Genomic DNA, 18249 nt, shown 5'->3' with positions numbered 1-18249 from the left:
AAAGGCATTCCGAAAAGGTTGATCCGATGAACATCGCCACCAATGAGCCCGTTCCGCGTCCAGGCATTCTGGATATCGCCGCCTATGTGCCCGGCAAGGAACATGCTCCGGGTGTCGCTCGGGTCTTCAAGCTCTCTTCCAACGAGACCCCCCTGGGCCCGAGCCCGAAGGCCATCGAAGCTTTCAGACAGGCCGCCGGCAATCTCGAACTCTATCCGGACGGTCAGGCGCTGGCGCTGCGCGAAGCGATTGCTTTGGTACACGGCCTCAATGTCGCGAACATCATGTGCGGTAACGGCTCGGACGAGCTTCTCGGCCTGCTTTGTCACGTCTATCTCGGCGCCGGCGACGAGGCGATCATCACCGAGCACGGCTTCCTCGTCTACAAGATCCAGATCATGGGAGCGGGCGCAACGCCCGTGGTCGTCAAGGAGAAGGACTGCGCCGTCGATGTCGACGCGATCCTCGCCGCCGTGACTGACAAGACCAAAATGGTCTTCATCGCCAATCCGGGCAATCCTACCGGCACCTATGTCCCGGTCGCCGACATCCGCCGACTGCATGCCAGCCTGCCGAAGCATGTCATCCTGGTGCTCGACGCCGCCTATGCCGAATACGTGCGGAAGAACGACTACGAAGCCGGCCTCGAACTGGTATCTTCGAACCGCAACGTCGTCATGACCCGCACCTTCTCGAAGGTCTACGGTCTTGCGGCGCTGCGTATCGGCTGGATGTATGGTCCTGCCGGCATTCTCGACGCGTTGAACCGCGTTCGTGGCCCGTTCAACATGAATGCGCCGGCCATCGCCGCCGGTGCGGCGGCGATCCGTGACCAGGCTTTCGTCGAACAGGCTGTCGAGCACAATCTGCTGTGGCTCGGCAAGCTGACGCATGCCCTCGAAGCGCTTGGCCTGACGGTGACTCCCTCGGTCGCTAATTTCGTGCTGATCCATTTCCCTGACATCGACGGCAAGCGCGCCACCGACGCCGACGCCTTCCTGACGAGCCGCGGCTACATTCTCCGCGCGGTGAAAGGGTATGGCTTCCCGAACGCCCTGCGCATGACGGTCGGCTCGGAAGAAGCCAATCGCGGCGTCATCGAAACGCTCGGTGAATTTATGGGCAAAAGCGCATGAGCACGCCGCATTTCGACCGGATCGCGCTGATCGGCATCGGCCTCATCGGATCGTCGATCGCACGCGACGTCCGGGAGCTCAGTCTTGCAGGCGAAGTGGTCATATCGAGCCGAAGCGCCGAGACGTTGCGGCGGGCTGAAGAGCTTGAACTCGGCAACCGCTATACCGCATCTGCGGCGGAAGCGGTACGGGATGCCGACCTGGTGATCGTCTCCGTGCCTGTCGGTGCGTCGGAAGAGGTTGCAAAGCAGATCGCCGGCAATCTCAAACCGGGCGCCATCGTTACCGATGTGGGTTCGACCAAGGCCTCCGTCATTGCGCAGATGGCACCGCATATGCCGGAAAACGTGCACTTTATCCCCGGTCATCCGCTCGCCGGTACCGAAAAGTCCGGTCCGGATGCGGGTTTTACGGGCCTCTTTCGTGACCGCTGGTGCATCTTTACGCCGTTGCCGGGAACGGACCAGGCGGCGCTCGACAAGCTCAAGGCGTTCTGGATGGCGCTCGGCTCGCTGATCGACGAGATGGATGCGCAGCATCACGACAAGGTGCTGGCGATCGTCTCGCACCTGCCGCATATCATTGCCTATAATATCGTCGGGACGGCTGATGATCTCGAGACGGTTACGGAATCGGAAGTGATCAAGTATTCCGCCTCCGGCTTCCGCGATTTTACGCGTCTGGCGGCCTCCGATCCCACCATGTGGCGCGACGTCTGCCTGCACAACAAAGACGCGATCCTGGAAATGCTGGCGCGGTTTTCAGAGGACCTCGCTTATCTGCAGCGGGCCATCCGCTGGGGAGAGGGTGACAAGCTGTTCGAGCTCTTCACCCGCACCCGCGCCATCCGCCGTTCGATCGTCCAGGCCGGTCAGGACGTGGACGCGCCGGATTTTGGGCGCCACGCACTCGACCAGAAGAAATAGCCAATTCAGATCGGCGGAATTTCGCCGATCGGGATAAAGCCGCCGGCAAAGACCTTGCCTCTGTTGATGGTGAGGTCCAGCGAAGCGCTGCGGCCGCCGCCGAGCGCGGAAAGCATGTTGGCGGCGGTGTCCAGCATGGGCGCTATGTCAGGAAACGCCTCGGTGAGGCTGTTGCGCCATCCGTCGACTTGTTCGATCCTGAATTTCAGCTTTCCCGACAGATAACCGCGTTCATCGAACGAAAAGGGACCGGAGATCGTGATCACCCGCCCCTGACCCAGATCGGCGGAGAAGCTGCGCAATTCTCCCTCGGTGTCGTAGAGCACCACCCCGTTCGGGTCGCTGCCATCGATCATGCCGGCGCGGCCGACCAGCGTCACATCGGCATTCGCAGTCAGGCTCGGCAAGATCTGCGGCATGTCCTTCATCGTAGTGTCGGTGTTTTCCAGGGTGATCGCCGCATCGAGATCACTGCCGTTCTGGCGGAGGTGGATTTCCGTATGCGCCGCACTGATATCGACGGCCTGGCCGGTTGCGGAAGAGACGACGCTGGTCTTGGAATTTTCGATCACCGTTGAGGCACGCTCAACGCCCCTAAGCCTGGTCACGAGGCTCGACTGGAAGTTTTCCCAACTTGTGGATACGGAAAGGCCGTGGCCGGTGCGGATCTCGACGGGCGAATCGAGTTCCCAGACGATATGGCCGGGGTTGTAGACCTGGGCCGCGGAGCGCAGCGCGCCGAAAGTGGCTGAAATCCCGTTCACCTGGTCGTCTACGGAAACCTTGGAGCAGAACAAGCCGATGCGGAAGGGGTAGCCGCGATAGTCGGCTTCACTGCATTCGGCGGAAACTCCCTTGTCCCGCTGGCTACCCAGCAAAGCCAGGGTCTGCTCCTTGAGCACCGAGGCGGCATAGAACCAGCCGGCGGTGTAGAGGGCGATTGCCACCACCACAATGCAGGCGAGTAGCCACAATTTTCCGCTGACGCCGGATCGGCTTGACGCTGCCATGATGTTCTCCAATGGTGCTGGAAATTTGGTGCAGAACGCTTCGGTTGATTTGGTGTGGCGGGGGATATGGACGAATTTTGGGTGTTTGGCTACGGTTCTCTCATGTGGAATCCGGGTTTCCCGTTCGAGGAGCGCACCGATGCACGTGCTTTCGGCTTTCGCCGCTCCCTTTGCGTCTGGTCCCATGTGCATCGCGGCACGCCCGAAAAACCCGGCCTTGTGCTCGGTCTTGATCGTGGCGGTTCATGCCGGGGCGTGGCTTTTCGCGTCAGCGGCGACAACCGTGAAGACGTGCTGGATTATCTGCGTCGGCGCGAGCTCGTCACCAATGTTTACAAGGAAAGAATCCTGCCGGTTTCGCTCGCAAACCAGCGGCAGGTGAAGGCCGTTGGCTATGTCGTGGACCGCGATCATGTCCAGTATGCCGGCGCCCTCGGCATCGAGCATGCCGCGGAAATCGTCCAGGGCTCCGTCGGCCAGTCGGGACCGAACGATGCCTATGTCTTCAATACGCTCGAACACCTCAAGGAGATGGGCATCCGGGACCTCTGGCTCGAAGGCGTCGGCGCCTCCGTCGCGGCGGGGCTTCAGGCGGCGGACTGAGCCTTCAGTTCGGCAAGGCGTTTGGCGGCCGTCGGCGGGAGCGGCAGGTGCGGGTTGGCCTCGATGGTCTCGATCAGCAGCTTGTCGCTTTCCCGCTCCATCGTTTCGATGAGCTTTGCGTAGAAGGCGTCCGGGTCCATGCCGGGCGCGATCGGCGGCAGGATGCGGACCTTGAGGTGGCCGGGATATTTGACGAGCTTGCGGCGGCCCCAGAACAGGCCCCAATGGGCGACGACCGGCACGACCGGAACCTGGATGTCGCGATAGATGCGGGCGATGCCGTAGCGGTATTGCGGCTCGGCGCCCGGTGCCCGGCGGGTTCCTTCCGGATAGATGATGAGTTGCCGGCCCGCATCCATTTCTTCCTTGGTGCGGACCATGACATCCACCATGACCTTGCCGCGGGCGCCGCGATTGACCGGGATCATCCTCTGCTTGGCCACATACCAGCCGAACAGCGGAATCCACATCAGCTCCCGCTTGAGGATATAGACCGGATCTCGCTGGTAGGGCAGCAGCGCGAACGTGTCCCAGGCGGACTGATGTTTGGGCGCAAAGATGCAGCCTCCTTCGGGGATATTTTCCATGCCCTCGATTTCGAAGGTGGCGCCGACGATCTTCGCCATCAGCCAGTTGTTGGAAGCAGCCCAGGCCTTGGGAATGCGATAGGCCGCCTTGCGCGGCAACAGGAAGTAGATCGGGCTCAGCACGATCATTCGCACGATGATGTTGGTATAAAAGGCGGTGTTGAAAAGAACCGAGCGCAAAAGCAGCATACAGACGACTTCCTTCTAGACGCACGTTGCCTACACGAGATCGGCTCTTGAAAAAAGCGCATTGTGCCAACTGGCCGGGCGCTCCGGATTGTCAGGATTTCGGGGTGCCCGCAGTTTTCGGGGCATCTTCGGTACGAAGGCCCGTTCCGCGCTCGATGCCCATCCAGTCACGCATGGTTGACAGGACGACCTTGCCATATTCGGAAAGCATAGTGCGCAGCACGTCCGGCTCGGTGAACCAGGCCTTGCGGGTGAGGTCGGAATTGATCACCGGATAGGCAATGAATTCGGTCACCGGATCGGCGCGGCGCAGTTCATGGAGGCTGCGCAGCATGTGGTAATTGTTGGTGACCACCAGAACCGACTTGTAGCCGTGATCGTGGATCCAGCGGGTGATCTCGTTGGCGTTGCCGATCGTGTCGATCGCATCGTAGCCAATATCGACGCAGCAGGAGAAAAGATCCGGCGACGCCTGCGTGACCTTGCGTATCTGGGTTGGTGTCGTGGAGGGATGCGCTCCTGAGATCAGAAGCCGTTTGCCGGCACCGTCGCGCAGGAGGCCGAGCGCCTGTTCGACGCGGAGATAGCCGCCGGTCAGCACGACGATGGCGTCGGCTTTGACGCCGTCAGGCGTCCTCAGCGACGCCACCGAATCGGCAAACCACAGGAAGCCGCCGAAAAGCAGGCCGATGATCAGAACGCAGGTCATGATGACGCGCCGCGCAAGCCAGCGCAGCCGGCTCTTGCGTGAAAACAAGCCGCCGGCCAGACGCCGCGGCTTGCGCCCTGCTCCATCGTCGGGTGTCATCTGGGCCGGTGTCATCACTGTCCATAGCCGGAGATTCGTGGCGAGAACAGTGCCACACTATAGGGGGACGATGGCGGCTTCAAGAAGCGGGTAATCCGTCGGAACGAGCCGGGTCGGAGCGGATGAGATCGATCTCGTCGATCGTGCGCATCACCGTAAACCGGGCCGTCAGCGTCGTCAGCAGCGCGATCACGATCATGGTGGCGAAGATACCGGCATAGCCGGTGATGCCGATGGTGAAGGTGCCGAACAGCGCCATCGCCTGATCGCTTTCCGGCGTCGCCAGCGAGTTGGCCTGCCATATGTTGGCGAGCGCGAAGAGGGCCGCTGCGAGGGCGCCGCCTGCGGCCGAACCCTTGATGCTGATCTTCAGAAAATGCTTCTGGAATTCGCTCGCCACGAAGGAACTTTCCGCGCCGACGAAATGCAGCACTTCAACGATATGCCGGTTGCCGGAAAGCGCCCCGCGTGTGGCGAAGATCACAGTGAGGATCATCGCCGTGAAGACGAGCACCAGAATGCCGGTTCCGATCAGCACTGTCGTATGGGCCATGGAGACCAGCCGATCCACCCAGGTCCTGTGATCGTCCAGAAACGCCTGGGGTATCTCCGTCTTCAGGAGATCACGCATGGCTGCGAAATCCGGCGGATTTTGCTCGTCGATGGTGATGATGACGAGCCGCGGCACGGGCAGATCGTCGAGGTTCAGGCCCGCACCGAGCCAGGGTTCCAGAAGTCGTGCAGTGGCGCCATCGTCCATGATCGTGCCTTCGCGGGTGCCGACGAAGGTAAGTGCCAGATCCCTTGCCTTCTTCAGCGCCGCGTCCATGTCCAGCCCTTCTTCGGGCTTGATCTGGATGGTGATCTCGCGGGAGATCTGGCTCTGCCAGCTCGCCGCCGTGGCTCTCACCATGCTCACCGCGCCGAGCGTCAGGCAGGCAAGGAAAGCCATGATGGCGATCACCACCATCAGCGCATTGCCCTGAATGTTGGATGGCGGGAGGATTGGTGCCGTGGGCCTGACGCGCATTTCAGCACGCCGCGGCGTCTGCTGGGGCTGCTGCGGCGCTTGCTGCTCGGTCGCGCGTTTCTTGCTTTTTGCGGCGCGTGCCGCTTCCGGGCGGCTCAGCTCATTCATAAAGGTCAAGCCGCCCTTCGGTGAGGATCATCCGGCGCGCATCCACCTGGTCCATCAGGGCCAGATCGTGGGTGGCGATCACCACCGCGGTGCCGAGCCGGTTGAGTTCGAGAAACAGGTTGAGGAGCCGTCGTGCCATCGGCGGGTCGACGTTGCCGGTGGGTTCGTCCGCAAGGAGGATTTCAGGCCGGTCCATCAGTGCCCGGGCGATCGCGGCACGCTGCTTTTCGCCGCCGGAGAGCACCGGCGGCAGCACATTGATGCGCTCGCCGAGCCCGACCCATTTCAGGAGCTCGATGACGTCGTTGCGGTAGGAGCTTTCCTCCTTGCCGCGCACACGCAGCGGCAGCGCGACGTTCTCGTAAGTCGTGAGATGTTCGAGCAACCGGAAATCCTGGAATACTATCCCGACGCGCCTGCGCAGCATCGGCAGCTCGCTGCGCGGTATCTGAGACAGGTCCCGGCCGAACATGCGGATAATGCCGCGGGTCGGGTGCAGCGACATGAAAAGCAGGCGCAACAGCGTCGTCTTCCCGGCCCCCGACGGTCCCGTCAGGAACTGGAACGATCGCTTCGGGATGTCGAAGGTCATATCCCGGAGGATCTCCGGGCCCATCCCGTAGCGCAGGCCGACATTTTCGAAATGGATCAACGGATGACCAGTCCTTACTCTTCAAGACTTTCCGGTGCCGTTATCTCTTTAACGATCCGAGTAAACGAACGGTAAATCGCGCGCGGAAAAGGGCTAATTTCAGGCCGCATTTGCGAAGCATTAACCATTTGAATTTACGACTAGGCGGGATTCGTTTCAATGCCCGCCGTCCTCAACACCGGGGATAACGGGCCGAAGAGGCCCCCTATGAGCACGTTTCGCAGCCAGCAGGGCAAAACCGTCATCCGAATGGACATCCTGCCGCCGGAGCCGATCGGCCGGAATGGGCGTGTGGCGCATCCGCGCGGTGAGGTGGTCGACGCTCAGTTCGTCACCGTCGGCAATGCTGCCCGACGCGCGGCAAAGCCACGCTCCCACAACGACAACCATCATGCGCCTTCTTTCTCCCGCCCGGAGCCAGCGATCATCGAGCGGATCGTTGCGAGCGGCGAGCGTGCGCTGATGCGGCTTTCTGCAGATTTCTTCGCTGCGGTGGTTGCGGTCGTTTTTGTTGCGGTTTTCAGTTTTGCAGGCGGGTTTTCGTTCCTCTTCAGTGGTTCGGCCGCGGCGGAAGCCGGGACTTCGCTGGACATCACGCATGTGACGATGACGCCCCAGGATGCCAACGGCATGCGTATCCTGCTGATCAACGGCATCGTCGAAAACCGCAGCGGCGACAGCGTTGCCATGCCGTCCATCCGCGCCGACCTGTTGTCCGGCCAGGAGGTGGTTGCGAGCACGTTGATTTCGCCGCCATCCTTTGCGATTGCCGGCGGCCGCAGCCGCGGGTTTTCCGCGCGGGTGCCCCATCCCGGTGGAAAACTGCCGGACTTGCGGCTTTCACTGGCCGACGGGGGCGCCTAAGTCTTCCTCTTCTGCTGCCGACTGTGCTATCGCACATTTTTACGGACACGCAGGAGAACCTCATGCCCGTCGTGCGCGGCAAAACCATTGAGCCGCTTTTTACCGCAGAGCAGATAGCCGAACGCAACCGAGCGATGGCTGCAGATATCGCCGCCGGCCCGACCAAGGATCTGCTCGTCATCGCCATCCTCAAGGGCTCGTTCATCTTCGCTGCCGATTTGTTGCGCGCCCTGCATGATACCGGCCTTGCGCCGGAGGTGGAGTTCATTACCCTTTCGAGCTACGGCACCGGAACCGTTTCCCAGGGCGTGCGCATCGTCAAGGACATCGACAGCGACGTGAAGGACCGCGACGTGCTCCTGATCGACGATATCCTCGAATCCGGCCGTACGCTGAAATTCGCGAAGGAAATCCTCTACGAGCGTGGGGCTCGCCATGTTTCGGTCGCCGTGCTGCTCGACAAGCACGTAAAGCGGAAGGAGCAGCTTGAGGCGGACTACGTCGGTTTCGAATGCCCCGATTACTTCGTCGTCGGCTACGGCATGGACGTGGCCTATGCCTTCCGCGAGCTCCCCTTCGTCGGCGTCGTCACCGGAGACGCCTGATCGGCGGTGTCAAGGTGTTAACCATGCCGGCCTCCCGCGGGCCGGCGTTTACTCCTCGACAAGAAAACTCTGATGATTTGCTCCCGATATGAAACAGACAGGGAGCGATGATCGCTATGGCAAAAATCCTGATTACCGAGGATGAGGATTCGCTTCGCAGCTTCGTTGCACGCGCACTCCGCCTTGACGGCCATGAGACGCACGAGGCCGGCGACGGCGCAGAAGGTCTCGAAAAGCTCAGCCAGGGCCCGTTCGATCTGCTTCTTTCCGATATCCGTATGCCGGTCATGGACGGCATCGAACTCGCCCACCAGGCTTCCGAACAATTCCCGGGGCTCAAGATCCTTCTGATGACGGGTTATGCCGAACAGCGTGAACGCGCCGACGACCTGGCGGCCAAGATTGTCGACGTGGTGCAGAAGCCGTTCGCGCTGCCGGATATCCGCAAGGCGGTCGCCATGGCGCTCTCAGAGGAAAATCCACGCGCCGCCTGATCGATCAGCGGATATCGAGCAGACGTTCCAGATATTGCCGCTCGGCCTCGCCCGACAGCGCGTTGCCGAGTTTTTCGCGGATGGCTTCGAGGATTTCCCGTGCACGCTGCACGTCGATCTCCTCGGGCACCTTCACCTGATCGCCAAAGTCCGGTCCTGACGTGGCGCGGGGTCTGCCCAGGGGATCACGGCCGTTCTGGCCTCCCTGCGAAGACATGCCTTCCCCGGGGCCTTCGCGGCCCTGGCCCTGGCCTTGACCCTGCTGCTGCATGGCCTGCATCATCTGCTGCATCATGTTCTGCGCGCCCTGGCGCAGCGCGTTGAGCGCATTGCCCTGGCCTTCCACGGCCTGCTCGCCCTGGCCTTCGCCCAGCGCCTTGCCGGCATTGCCCATTTCACGCTGCGCATCACCAAAGCCCTGACCGGGCTGCATGCCAAGTCCCTTCAGGCCTTTCTGCAGTTCTTCGAGCTTTTTGCCGAGACCTTCCTGCTGGGCGCGCAGGTTCTTCAATGCTTCGCGGAGCTGTTCGGCGGTCATCTGGTCGGTGTTCTGCTGGCCCTGTTGTCCTTGTTGCCCCTGCTGACCTTGCTGTTGTTGGCCCTGCTGCTGCTGACCCTGCTGGTTCTGCTCGTAGGGCCGTTCATTCGGATCGCCGCGCTGCATGCGGTCGCGCAGCGCCTGGTCCAGCTTGAAGGTCTGATCCATCAGCCGTTGCTGTTCCTGCATGATCTCGCCGAGCTTGTCGATCTGCTGGCGCATCTGGCTGTTCTGTTGCTGTCCCTGCTGGCCGCGCTGCATCCGCCCGGCCTGGAGGTTGTTCATCATGCGCTGCAGTTCGTTGAGCATCTGCTGCGCAGCATCGCGATTGCCGGACCGGGCGAGGTTTTCGATCTGGTCCATCATGTTCTGCAGGTCGCGCTGGCGAATGACGTTCTGGGCCTGCATGTTGTTCGGCGCCTGCGGGGCGTTCTGCATCCGCTGCGCCAGCTCGTTCATGAACTGCTGCATGGCTTCGCGCAGCTCCTGCATCAGGCGGGCAATCTCCTGGTCGGAAGCCTTGTTTTCCAAAGCTTCAGCCAGATTGCGCTGCGCATCCCGCAAACGGCGCTCGGCAAGCGAGAGATCGCCGTCCTCGATGCCGAGGGCGATTTCCCAGAGATAATCGGCGGTGTCCTTCAGCTGCTCTTCGGTTCGGGAAAGTTTCATGCGCTCGAGCGCAGAGCGGATCAGCAGGAAGTGGCCGAGGTTCGGAATGGTTTCGTCGGGACGGATCGCCAGAGCTTCGTTGAGCGCGATGGCGCGCGGCATCTGGCGAGTGTCGAGCGCAAAAACCTGACGCTCCTCCGCAACGGCGGCGGCGAGCGGTTCGGAAAAGCCACGGGACGGCAGCACCATCTCGTGGGCGGGGCTGTGTCCGGTCTGGCCGGCGCCATCCTTGGCGACCAGCGTGATCTTTACGCGCTTGCCCGCAAGCGGATGTTCGACAAGATTGCGGCTTGTGAGGCCTTTGACTTCCCGGCCGTTCTGGCGCGGCATATCCAGCCTGTATTCCGGCGGCGGATAGAGCGGAGTGGCGCCCGGATCACGATCCTCGACCGGCTCGATCAGTGCATGCGCTTCGCGGATGCCGTAGTCATCCTTGCCGGTGAAGCCGATTTCAAGCGCGCCGTTGACGGACCGCCGCGGCTGGCCGTCGAAGGCGATTTCCGGCGCCCGGTCCGGAACGACATCGAAAGCCCAGATCTGGCCGTTCACCGTAAGGCTGCCGCTTTCAGCGACATTGAGCGTGTATGTGCGGGGCGGCAACGGCTGGTCGGCCTGCTGCGGCGCTGCTGCTGTCTGAGGTGCCTGCGCCGTTTGTTCCGCAGTCTGCGCAGGCTGCTGCGCCGCCTTTTCCGCTGCCTTCTTGGCTTCCTCGGTAATCAAAGTCACCGCGTCTTCGCCCGTCTTTGGCGCGAAGACCACGGCTTCGCCGCCTTCGCCGCCGGTCACGCGCACCGTGAGCGCAGAGTTTTCGGGTATGGATACCGCGGCTGCCTTGGCCGTCGCCTGTTGCCCCGTCAGGAAAACCGGAGCACGGCCCGTATAGGACGGTGGCGTCAGCCACGCATCGATGCGCAGATCCGGATTGATGCTGGGAGCAGGCGGCGCCGGGCGGAAGGCATCGACAGGCGAGCCGCCGCCGTTCGAAAACGAATAACCGAGCGCGATCACGAAAACGAGCGCCGGAATTGCGCGAAGGGCAAGCCGATCGTGCTTGGCAATATCGGGTTGCGGCAGACCGGCATCGAGTTCCGCGATGCGTCTCGCCATGCGGAGCTGGTGTTCCTTCCAGAGCGCGCGGGCGAAAGGTGTTTCGAAGGCAGGCTCGTCTTCCTGCACGGCGACCGGCTGGTGAGGAAGATTGTTGCGGTCTTCGAGCAGCCGATCGGCATCTTCGGCCGCCGGCCAGCGCAGCCGGCCGAGTGGAAGAATGGAATACACAAAGGCAAGGGCAAAGCCGCCGACCAATACCCATCGCAGCCAATCGGGCGCAATGCGGAAGATGCCGAACCATGCGGCGGAAAGAAAGAGTGCGGCAATCCCCAGGGGCGCCAGCAGAAGTGGCAAAATCCGCTCGAAAAACAGGACGATCCGCGCAAACGACCGTTTCAGCGCAACGCGACGCGCAAGCTCGGGATGCGACTCGAAGGCACCTTTGCGGATGAGGCTCATGCGGTCCGTCTCCAGGTCGTGGCGGCGCAAATCAAGCTTCAGGATAGCAGTCTTTGTGGCGAAGACGAGGGCAAGGGGGTTTTCGCTCCTATATTTTCCGGCCTTTCCCGCAAAAGTGAACGCGGCGTCAAGGGCTCAGGCAAGCCATGCTGGCACGGAATCGAGGCCAATCAGATCCTCGTAGCTGCCGCGCGGGCGCACGATATGGAAATCGCTGCCCTTCACCAGCACTTCCGGCACCAGCAGGCGGGTGTTGTAGGTGCCCGCCTGGACGGCGCCGTATGCGCCGGCCGAAGCGACCGCGATCAGATCGCCCGGCTTCGGTGCCGCCATCTCTCGGTCGAGCGCCAGATAGTCGCCCGTCTCGCAGACCGGACCGACCACGTCGGCCTTGATCCGCGGCGCATCGGTCGCGGGTACGACGATCGGGCGGACCATGTGATAGGCGTCATAGAGCGTCGGGCGGATGAGGTCGTTCATCGCGCCGTCGACGATGACGAAGCTCTTCTCGTCGCTATCCTTGACGTAGATGACCTCGGTCACCAGGATACCCGCATTGCCGACGATCAGCCGGCCGGGTTCCGTGACGATCCTGCATTCGAGCGAGCGGAGTTGCCGCTTTACCGTTTCCGCATAGGCGTCGGGCAGCGGCGGCGGGTTGTTGTCGTCCTTGTAGGGAATACCCAGGCCGCCGCCGATATCGACATGATCGATGCGGTGGCCGTCGGAGCGCAGCGTGTCGACAAGCTCGCGCAGCAGTCGGAAGGCTTCCTCGAAGGGCTGCAGCTCGGTGATCTGGCTGCCGATATGCATGTCGATGCCGGTCACCTCGATGCCATCAAGCGTCGCCGCATGGGCATAAACGTCACGGGCGCGTTCGTAGGAGATACCGAACTTGTTCTCTTTCTTGCCGGTCGAAATCTTGGCGTGGGTGCCCGCGTCCACATCGGGATTGATGCGGAAGGAGACATGCGCCTTCTTTCCCATTTTTTGGGCGCGGAGGTTGAGCACCTCCAGTTCCGGCTCGGATTCGACGTTGAAGCAATAGATGCCGGCCTGAAGCGCAAGGTCCATCTCATGCGCGGTCTTTCCCACACCGGAGAACATGATGCGGCTTGCGGGAATGCCCGCCGCCAGCGCCCGGCGAAGCTCGCCGCCGGAAACCACGTCGACGCCGGCGCCCAACCGGCCGAGCGTCTTCAGCACCGCCTGGTTGGAATTCGCCTTCATGGCGTAACAGACCATCGCATCCACGTCGGCGAAAGCCTGGGAGAAGACCTTGTAGTGTCGCTCCAGCGTTGCCGTCGAATAGACGTAGAAGGGGGTGCCCACGGCCTTGGCGATTTCCGGGATCGGCACGTTCTCGGCGTGCAACACGCCGTCGATGTAATGAAAATGGTTCACGTCAGTGCTCGATTACAGAAGCGGGTCCAGAACGAAAGGCTTTTCGGCTACAGGTTCGGGTTTTCGTTCTCCCGGTTTGCCCGGCTTACGGATGTTCTGCTGCTCCACCGGCGTGCTCGGGCGGTCGAGGTCGCCCTTGCGGCCGCAGCCGGCAGCCACGACGCCGGCGAGGCTCAGCACAAAGGTGATGCGGGCGATATTTACCAGGGATTTCGACATTCTCACACCTATATCCGGCACGGCTGCGGAACCTTCATAGCGAAGTTCCGCGCCCTTGTGCAGTCATTTCCGGGAACAATTCGTCTTCAGTTTCTAGCGCGCCACCAGGCGATCTGTTTCCTGACTTCCGACGGCGCAGTGCCGCCAAAACTCTGGCGGCTGGCGACCGAGGCGTCGACCGAAAGCACGTTGAAAACCTTGTCGGTGATCGCGGCATTGATCTCCTGGAGTTCGGCGAGCGAAAGCTCGGAAAGGTCGCAACCCTTCTGTTCGGCCAATGCCACCGCGCGACCGGTTACATGGTGAGCGTCGCGGAAGGGCAGGCCGACTTCCCGCACCAGCCAGTCGGCAAGGTCGGTCGCGGTGGAATAGCCCGCGCCTGCGGCGGCGCGCATCTTGTCGGCGCGCACCGTCATGTCGCGCACCATGCCGGTCATGGCCGCAATCGCCAGTTCCAGGTTTTCGGCGCAATCGAAGACCTGTTCTTTGTCTTCCTGCATGTCCTTGGAATAGGCGAGCGGAAGGCCCTTCATGACGGTGAGCAGCGCCACCAGCGAGCCGTTGATGCGGCCGGTCTTGGCGCGCACCAGTTCCGCCGCGTCCGGGTTCTTCTTCTGAGGCATGATCGAGGAGCCGGTCGAAAAGGCGTCCGACAGGCGCACGAAGCCGAATTGCGGCGTCGACCAGATGACGATCTCTTCGGCAAGCCGCGACAGGTGCACGGCGCAGATTGCCGCGACCGACAAAAACTCCAGCGCGAAGTCGCGGTCGGAGACGGTGTCGATCGAATTGCGGGTCGGTTCGCGGAAACCGAGCGCCTTTGCCGTCATGTGGCGGTCGATCGGGTAAGGGGTTCCTGCCAGTGCCGCGGCGCCGATCGGGCTTTCGTCGAGATGGTCGATCGCGTGCCGCACGCGGGCGCGGTCACGGCCGAACATTTCCACATAGGCCATGCAATGATGGCCGAAGGTCACCGGCTGGGCGGTCTGGAGATGCGTGAAGCCCGGCATCACGGTGTCGGCATGTTCTTCGGCGCGATCGAGGAAAGCAGTGATCAGCGCGGTCAGCATGCGCTCGGTCTTGGCGAGTTCTTCCTTGACCCAGAGACGGAAATCGAGCGCCACCTGATCGTTGCGGGAGCGGGCGGTGTGCAGACGTCCGGCGGCGGGCCCGATCAGCACGGCAAGCCGCGCCTCGATATTCATGTGAATGTCTTCGAGCTGTCTCGAAAATTCGAATTGCCCGCTTTCGATCTCTGACAGGATCGTGTTTAGGCCAGACAAGATCTTGTCTTTATCTTCGCCCGAAATGATGCCTTTCTCCGCCAGCATGGTCGCATGCGCTATAGAGCCGCGGATATCCTGGGCATAGAGCTTCTTGTCGAAACCGATCGAGGCATTTATCTCCTCCATGATCGCATCCGGCCCGGAGGCGAAGCGCCCGCCCCACATCTGGTTGGAAGATGTCGCGTCGTTCGTACCGTCGGCCATGATGCAAAAGTCCTGGAGTAGTTGATGACGACCAAAAGACCTTTCGGCCTTCCTTCCGTCCGATTGATCCTGTTTGCCGCCGTCGCGGGGATCATCGCCGGCGCCGTGGCGGTATACGTGACGAATGTGGGGTCTGGCAATGGCGAGGACGTTCTCCTCGCTCAGCCCTCCGGAGCTTGCGAGGGCGCGGTCGAGAAGGTGAAGTCGGTCTCGAAGTTTTCCAAGGGCCAGGTCGCGGCGATGGTGGCCGCCCAGCCGCCGCGGCCGCTCGCTCTTTCCTTCAAGGGACCGGAGGGACAAGACTTGAAGACGGCCGATTTCGCCGGCAAGACCGTGCTTCTCAATCTCTGGGCTACCTGGTGCGGCCCCTGTCGCGAGGAGATGCCGGCGCTGAACGTTCTCCAGAAGGAAATGGGCGGGTCCGACTTCGAAGTGGTGGCGGTCAACATCGACACCGGCACGGACGAGAAACCCAAGGCGTTTCTCGCAGAATACGGCATCGACAAGCTTGGCTATTACCGCGACAGTTCGATGGGCGTCTTCAATAGCCTGAAGAAGGAAGGACTTGCCTTCGGCCTGCCGGTCACGCTGGTGATGGACAAAAAGGGCTGCCTGATCTCTGCCATGAACGGCCCCGCCGCCTGGGATAGCCCGGATGCCAAGGCTCTTATTACAGCCGCGAAGGGATCCTGACGCTCAACGTCCATGCGCGATGTATGGATGACACTCGTTTCCTGTAATGATACTGTTTGCGGATGATGGAGCGTAAGCCATGACCTTGCAGATACGAGACGCGCGCGCCCGCGAGCTGGCGCAGGAGCTGGCGGAAAAACGTCAGGTAACCATGACGGTGGCGGTCATTCAGGCCCTTGAAGAGGAATTACGCAGAGAGAACGCCAAGACGAAACTCGCCGACAGAATTGCGAGGATAGCGGCCGATCTCCGGGCACAGGCAGGGGCACAGGGGCGGGCGGTGACCAAGGCCGAGATCGATGCGATGTGGGGCCATTCCTGATGTTCATCGATACGTCGGTGATTGTTGCGCTTCTGGCGGATGAGACTGATGCAGCTATTTACGCCGAACGCATTGCCGAAACACCGAGTTGCTTCACATCCGGGCTGGTTATCCTCGAAGCATCCATGCGGCTGGCGACGATGCTTGATCTCGACCCCGTGGTGGTCGAAACCCGCGTAAGGGCTCTATTGGCCGAGGCAGACATCACTGTTTTGCCGATCGACGGTGTCATTGCCACTGTAGCTGTCCAAGCTTTCGCGGACTATGGCAAGGGGCGCGGACATCCGGCTCAACTCAATCTTGCCGATTGTATGTCTTACGCATGCGCCAAGGTTCATCGTATCCCTTTGCTCTTCAAAGGAAACGACTTTTCCAGGACGGACATCACTACCATGTGACGAGTAGCGTCACCGCGTCGGAACCGGGACTTCGCCGCGATAATCGTAGAAGCCGCGGCCGGATTTGCGGCCGAGCCAGCCGGCTTCGACGTATTTGACGAGAAGCGGGCAGGGGCGATATTTGCTGTCGGCAAGACCGTCGTGCAGCACCTGCATGATCGAAAGGCAGGTGTCGAGGCCGATGAAGTCGGCCAGCTGGAGCGGGCCCATCGGATGGTTGGCGCCAAGCTTCATGGCGGTGTCGATCGCCTCGACCGAACCGACGCCTTCATAGAGCGTGTAGATCGCCTCGTTGATCATCGGCAGCAGGATGCGGTTGACGATGAACGCGGGGAAATCCTCGGCGACCGTCACGGTCTTGTCGAGCGTCGCGACATATTCCTTGGCGGCCCGGAAGGTCGGCTCGTCGGTCGCGATGCCGCGCACCAGTTCAACGAGTTTCATCACCGGCACCGGGTTCATGAAATGGATACCCATGAAACGTTCCGGCCGGTCGGTGGCGGAAGCGAGCCGGGTGATCGAGAGCGAAGACGTATTGGTGGCGAGCAGGGCTTCCTGCTTCAGGACCGGACAGACCTGGGCATAGATCTTGCGCTTGACGCTCTCATCCTCAGTCGCGGCCTCGATCACCATGTCCATCGGCGCGAGGTCGTTCAGGTCAGCCGAGCCGGAGATGAGGGAAAGCGCGGCCTTGCGTTCGTCATCGGTCAATTTGCCATGGCCGACCTGGCGGGCAAGATTGCCGTTGATCGTGGCAAGCGCAGCCTCGATCCGGTCCGGGGAAAGGTCGTACATCTGCACCTTGTAACCGGCGAGAGCCGAGACATGGGCTATGCCGCAGCCCATCTGGCCCGCTCCGATGATGCCGATATTCTTCATGACCGAACTCATTGTTGGTTTCCCTGGGTTTCGCTCCCGAGGCGCTGCGCTGCGCCCATCTTATAGAAATGCCGGACTGTGTGGATACAGTCCGGCAGATTGTTATTCCGCTGCTTGCCGTTTTGCCAGCATTTTTCGCGCTTGCGAAATGAACAAAACTTTAAAGCGCCTTTTCGAGCTTTGGGAGGATTTCGAAGAGGTCTCCGACGAGGCCGTAGTCGGCGACCTGGAAGATCGGTGCCTCCTCGTCCTTGTTGATGGCGACGATGACCTTCGAATCCTTCATGCCGGCGAGATGCTGGATGGCACCGGAAATGCCGGCCGCGATATAGAGGTCGGGCGCGACCACCTTGCCGGTCTGGCCGACCTGCCAGTCGTTCGGGGCATAACCGGCATCGACGGCGGCGCGGGAGGCGCCGACGGCGGCCCCCAGCTTGTCGGCCACCGGCAGGATGACCTCCTTGAACTTTTCCGCCGAGCCGAGCGCCCGGCCGCCGGAAATGATGATCTTGGCGGAGGTCAGTTCCGGACGTTCCGACGACGACAGAGCGTCCGACACGAAGGACGAGACCCCCGGGTTGGCAGCGGCGGAAACGGTCTCGACCGACGCCGAACCGCCGTCACCGGCCGCCTGGAAGGAGGCGGTGCGCACCGTGACGACCTTTTTGGCGTCGGTCGCCTGCACCGTCTGGAGCGCATTGCCGGCATAGATCGGCCGCTTGAAGGTGTCGGCGGAGATCACCTCGATGATTTCCGAGACCTGGGCGACGTCGAGCAGGGCCGCGACCCGCGGCATGACGTTCTTGGCGGAAGCCGTGGCCGGAGCGATGAGCGTGTCATAGGAGCCGGCCAGCGAGACGATCAGGTCGGCCAGCGGTTCGGCGAGATTGTTGGCAAGGTTCGCATCGTCGGCGAGCAGCACTTTGGAAACCCCGGCAAGCCTGGAGGCCTGCTCGGCCGCAGCCCCGGCACCGGAGCCGGCGACCAGCACATGCACGTCGCTTCCCTGATCCCTGGCGATCTGGGACGCCGCCGTCAGCGCCTTGGCGGTCTGGTCGTTGAGGTTGTTGTTGTCGTGTTCTGCGAGAAGAAGAATAGCCATTGTCGTAAAATCCT

General features: G+C 61.8%; 20 protein-coding genes. 9 read left to right on the top strand and 11 right to left on the bottom strand.

Annotated features, from left to right (window positions below; all coding sequences use genetic code 11):
- Positions 1 to 26: 26 nt before the first annotated feature.
- Complete coding sequence (gene hisC, locus C5L13_RS22760; RefSeq protein ID WP_105385557.1) at positions 27 to 1136, top strand: histidinol-phosphate transaminase; 1110 nt, start codon at positions 27 to 29, stop codon at positions 1134 to 1136.
- A complete protein-coding gene (locus tag C5L13_RS22755) occupies positions 1133 to 2062 on the top strand; it encodes a prephenate/arogenate dehydrogenase family protein (protein WP_105385556.1) in 930 nt (309 codons plus the stop codon). Before hisC ends, C5L13_RS22755 begins: the two co-directional genes overlap by 4 nt.
- 5 nt (positions 2063 to 2067) lie before the next feature.
- On the opposite strand, the gene C5L13_RS22750 is transcribed toward C5L13_RS22755, so the two are convergent.
- Positions 2068 to 3072 (bottom strand): DUF2125 domain-containing protein, encoded by a 1005-nt coding sequence (locus C5L13_RS22750; protein WP_105385555.1) that lies wholly within the window; start codon positions 3070 to 3072, stop codon positions 2068 to 2070.
- 54 nt (positions 3073 to 3126) lie between these two features.
- On the opposite strand from C5L13_RS22750, the gene C5L13_RS22745 reads away from it, so the two are divergent.
- Positions 3127 to 3675: a gamma-glutamylcyclotransferase gene (locus C5L13_RS22745; RefSeq protein ID WP_170117308.1), complete on the top strand. Its 549-nt coding sequence runs from the start codon at positions 3127 to 3129 to the stop codon at positions 3673 to 3675.
- Here C5L13_RS22745 and C5L13_RS22740 read toward each other — a convergent pair.
- From C5L13_RS22740 to ftsE, 4 genes are all read right to left on the bottom strand, one after another.
- Positions 3660 to 4451 (bottom strand): lysophospholipid acyltransferase family protein, encoded by a 792-nt coding sequence (locus tag C5L13_RS22740; RefSeq protein ID WP_105385553.1) that lies wholly within the window; start codon positions 4449 to 4451, stop codon positions 3660 to 3662. The genes C5L13_RS22745 and C5L13_RS22740 overlap by 16 nt on opposite strands.
- A 91-nt stretch (positions 4452 to 4542) precedes the next feature.
- Complete coding sequence (locus tag C5L13_RS22735; RefSeq protein WP_170117312.1) at positions 4543 to 5259, bottom strand: YdcF family protein; 717 nt, start codon at positions 5257 to 5259, stop codon at positions 4543 to 4545.
- 79 nt (positions 5260 to 5338) lie between these two features.
- The gene (locus C5L13_RS22730; protein WP_170117311.1) at positions 5339 to 6289 is read right to left on the bottom strand and encodes a cell division protein FtsX; all 951 of its coding nucleotides are present in this window, start codon (positions 6287 to 6289) and stop codon (positions 5339 to 5341) included.
- 100 nt (positions 6290 to 6389) lie between these two features.
- The gene (gene ftsE, locus C5L13_RS22725; protein ID WP_105385550.1) at positions 6390 to 7049 is read right to left on the bottom strand and encodes a cell division ATP-binding protein FtsE; all 660 of its coding nucleotides are present in this window, start codon (positions 7047 to 7049) and stop codon (positions 6390 to 6392) included.
- Between the two features lie 207 nt (positions 7050 to 7256).
- On the opposite strand from ftsE, the gene C5L13_RS22720 reads away from it, so the two are divergent.
- From C5L13_RS22720 to C5L13_RS22710, 3 genes are all read left to right on the top strand, one after another.
- A complete protein-coding gene (locus C5L13_RS22720; RefSeq protein ID WP_205836876.1) occupies positions 7257 to 7913 on the top strand; it encodes a hypothetical protein in 657 nt (218 codons plus the stop codon).
- Positions 7914 to 7975: 62 nt separating this feature from the next.
- Complete coding sequence (hpt, locus tag C5L13_RS22715) at positions 7976 to 8518, top strand: hypoxanthine phosphoribosyltransferase (RefSeq protein ID WP_105385549.1); 543 nt, start codon at positions 7976 to 7978, stop codon at positions 8516 to 8518.
- 116 nt (positions 8519 to 8634) lie between these two features.
- On the top strand, positions 8635 to 9012 hold the full coding sequence (locus tag C5L13_RS22710; protein ID WP_105385548.1) for a response regulator: 378 nt from the start codon (positions 8635 to 8637) through the stop codon (positions 9010 to 9012).
- A gap of 4 nt (positions 9013 to 9016) precedes the next feature.
- Here C5L13_RS22710 and C5L13_RS22705 read toward each other — a convergent pair whose 3' ends face one another.
- The 4 genes from C5L13_RS22705 to argH form a co-directional block, all read right to left on the bottom strand.
- The gene (locus tag C5L13_RS22705; RefSeq protein ID WP_105385547.1) at positions 9017 to 11728 is read right to left on the bottom strand and encodes a TIGR02302 family protein; all 2712 of its coding nucleotides are present in this window, start codon (positions 11726 to 11728) and stop codon (positions 9017 to 9019) included.
- Positions 11729 to 11863: 135 nt separating this feature from the next.
- Complete coding sequence (gene lysA, locus C5L13_RS22700) at positions 11864 to 13132, bottom strand: diaminopimelate decarboxylase (protein WP_105385546.1); 1269 nt, start codon at positions 13130 to 13132, stop codon at positions 11864 to 11866.
- Between the two features lie 12 nt (positions 13133 to 13144).
- Positions 13145 to 13351, bottom strand: a complete 207-nt coding sequence (gene lptM, locus C5L13_RS22695; protein ID WP_105385545.1) for an LPS translocon maturation chaperone LptM — start codon at positions 13349 to 13351, stop codon at positions 13145 to 13147.
- A gap of 86 nt (positions 13352 to 13437) precedes the next feature.
- Entirely contained in the window at positions 13438 to 14841 is a 1404-nt protein-coding gene (gene argH / locus C5L13_RS22690; protein ID WP_105385544.1) for an argininosuccinate lyase, read from the bottom strand.
- 24 nt (positions 14842 to 14865) lie between these two features.
- On the opposite strand from argH, the gene tlpA reads away from it, so the two are divergent.
- From tlpA to C5L13_RS22675, 3 genes are all read left to right on the top strand, one after another.
- Positions 14866 to 15534: a thiol:disulfide interchange protein TlpA gene (tlpA, locus tag C5L13_RS22685; RefSeq protein ID WP_105385543.1), complete on the top strand. Its 669-nt coding sequence runs from the start codon at positions 14866 to 14868 to the stop codon at positions 15532 to 15534.
- Positions 15535 to 15613: 79 nt separating this feature from the next.
- Positions 15614 to 15856 (top strand): type II toxin-antitoxin system VapB family antitoxin, encoded by a 243-nt coding sequence (locus C5L13_RS22680; RefSeq protein WP_105385542.1) that lies wholly within the window; start codon positions 15614 to 15616, stop codon positions 15854 to 15856.
- Positions 15856 to 16254: a type II toxin-antitoxin system VapC family toxin gene (locus tag C5L13_RS22675; protein WP_105385541.1), complete on the top strand. Its 399-nt coding sequence runs from the start codon at positions 15856 to 15858 to the stop codon at positions 16252 to 16254. Before C5L13_RS22680 ends, C5L13_RS22675 begins: the two co-directional genes overlap by 1 nt.
- Before the next feature lie 9 nt (positions 16255 to 16263).
- Here the strand turns inward: C5L13_RS22675 and C5L13_RS22670 are convergent, their stop codons facing one another.
- Both C5L13_RS22670 and C5L13_RS22665 read right to left on the bottom strand, forming a co-directional pair.
- Positions 16264 to 17145 (bottom strand): 3-hydroxybutyryl-CoA dehydrogenase, encoded by an 882-nt coding sequence (locus C5L13_RS22670; RefSeq protein WP_105385540.1) that lies wholly within the window; start codon positions 17143 to 17145, stop codon positions 16264 to 16266.
- Between the two features lie 148 nt (positions 17146 to 17293).
- Positions 17294 to 18235 (bottom strand): electron transfer flavoprotein subunit alpha/FixB family protein, encoded by a 942-nt coding sequence (locus C5L13_RS22665; protein WP_105385539.1) that lies wholly within the window; start codon positions 18233 to 18235, stop codon positions 17294 to 17296.
- Positions 18236 to 18249 lie beyond the last annotated feature (14 nt).

The organism is Neorhizobium alkalisoli, from assembly GCF_002968635.1.
Lineage (GTDB): Bacteria > Pseudomonadota > Alphaproteobacteria > Rhizobiales > Rhizobiaceae > Neorhizobium > Neorhizobium alkalisoli.
This window is presented reverse-complemented; position numbering and strand designations above follow the sequence as displayed.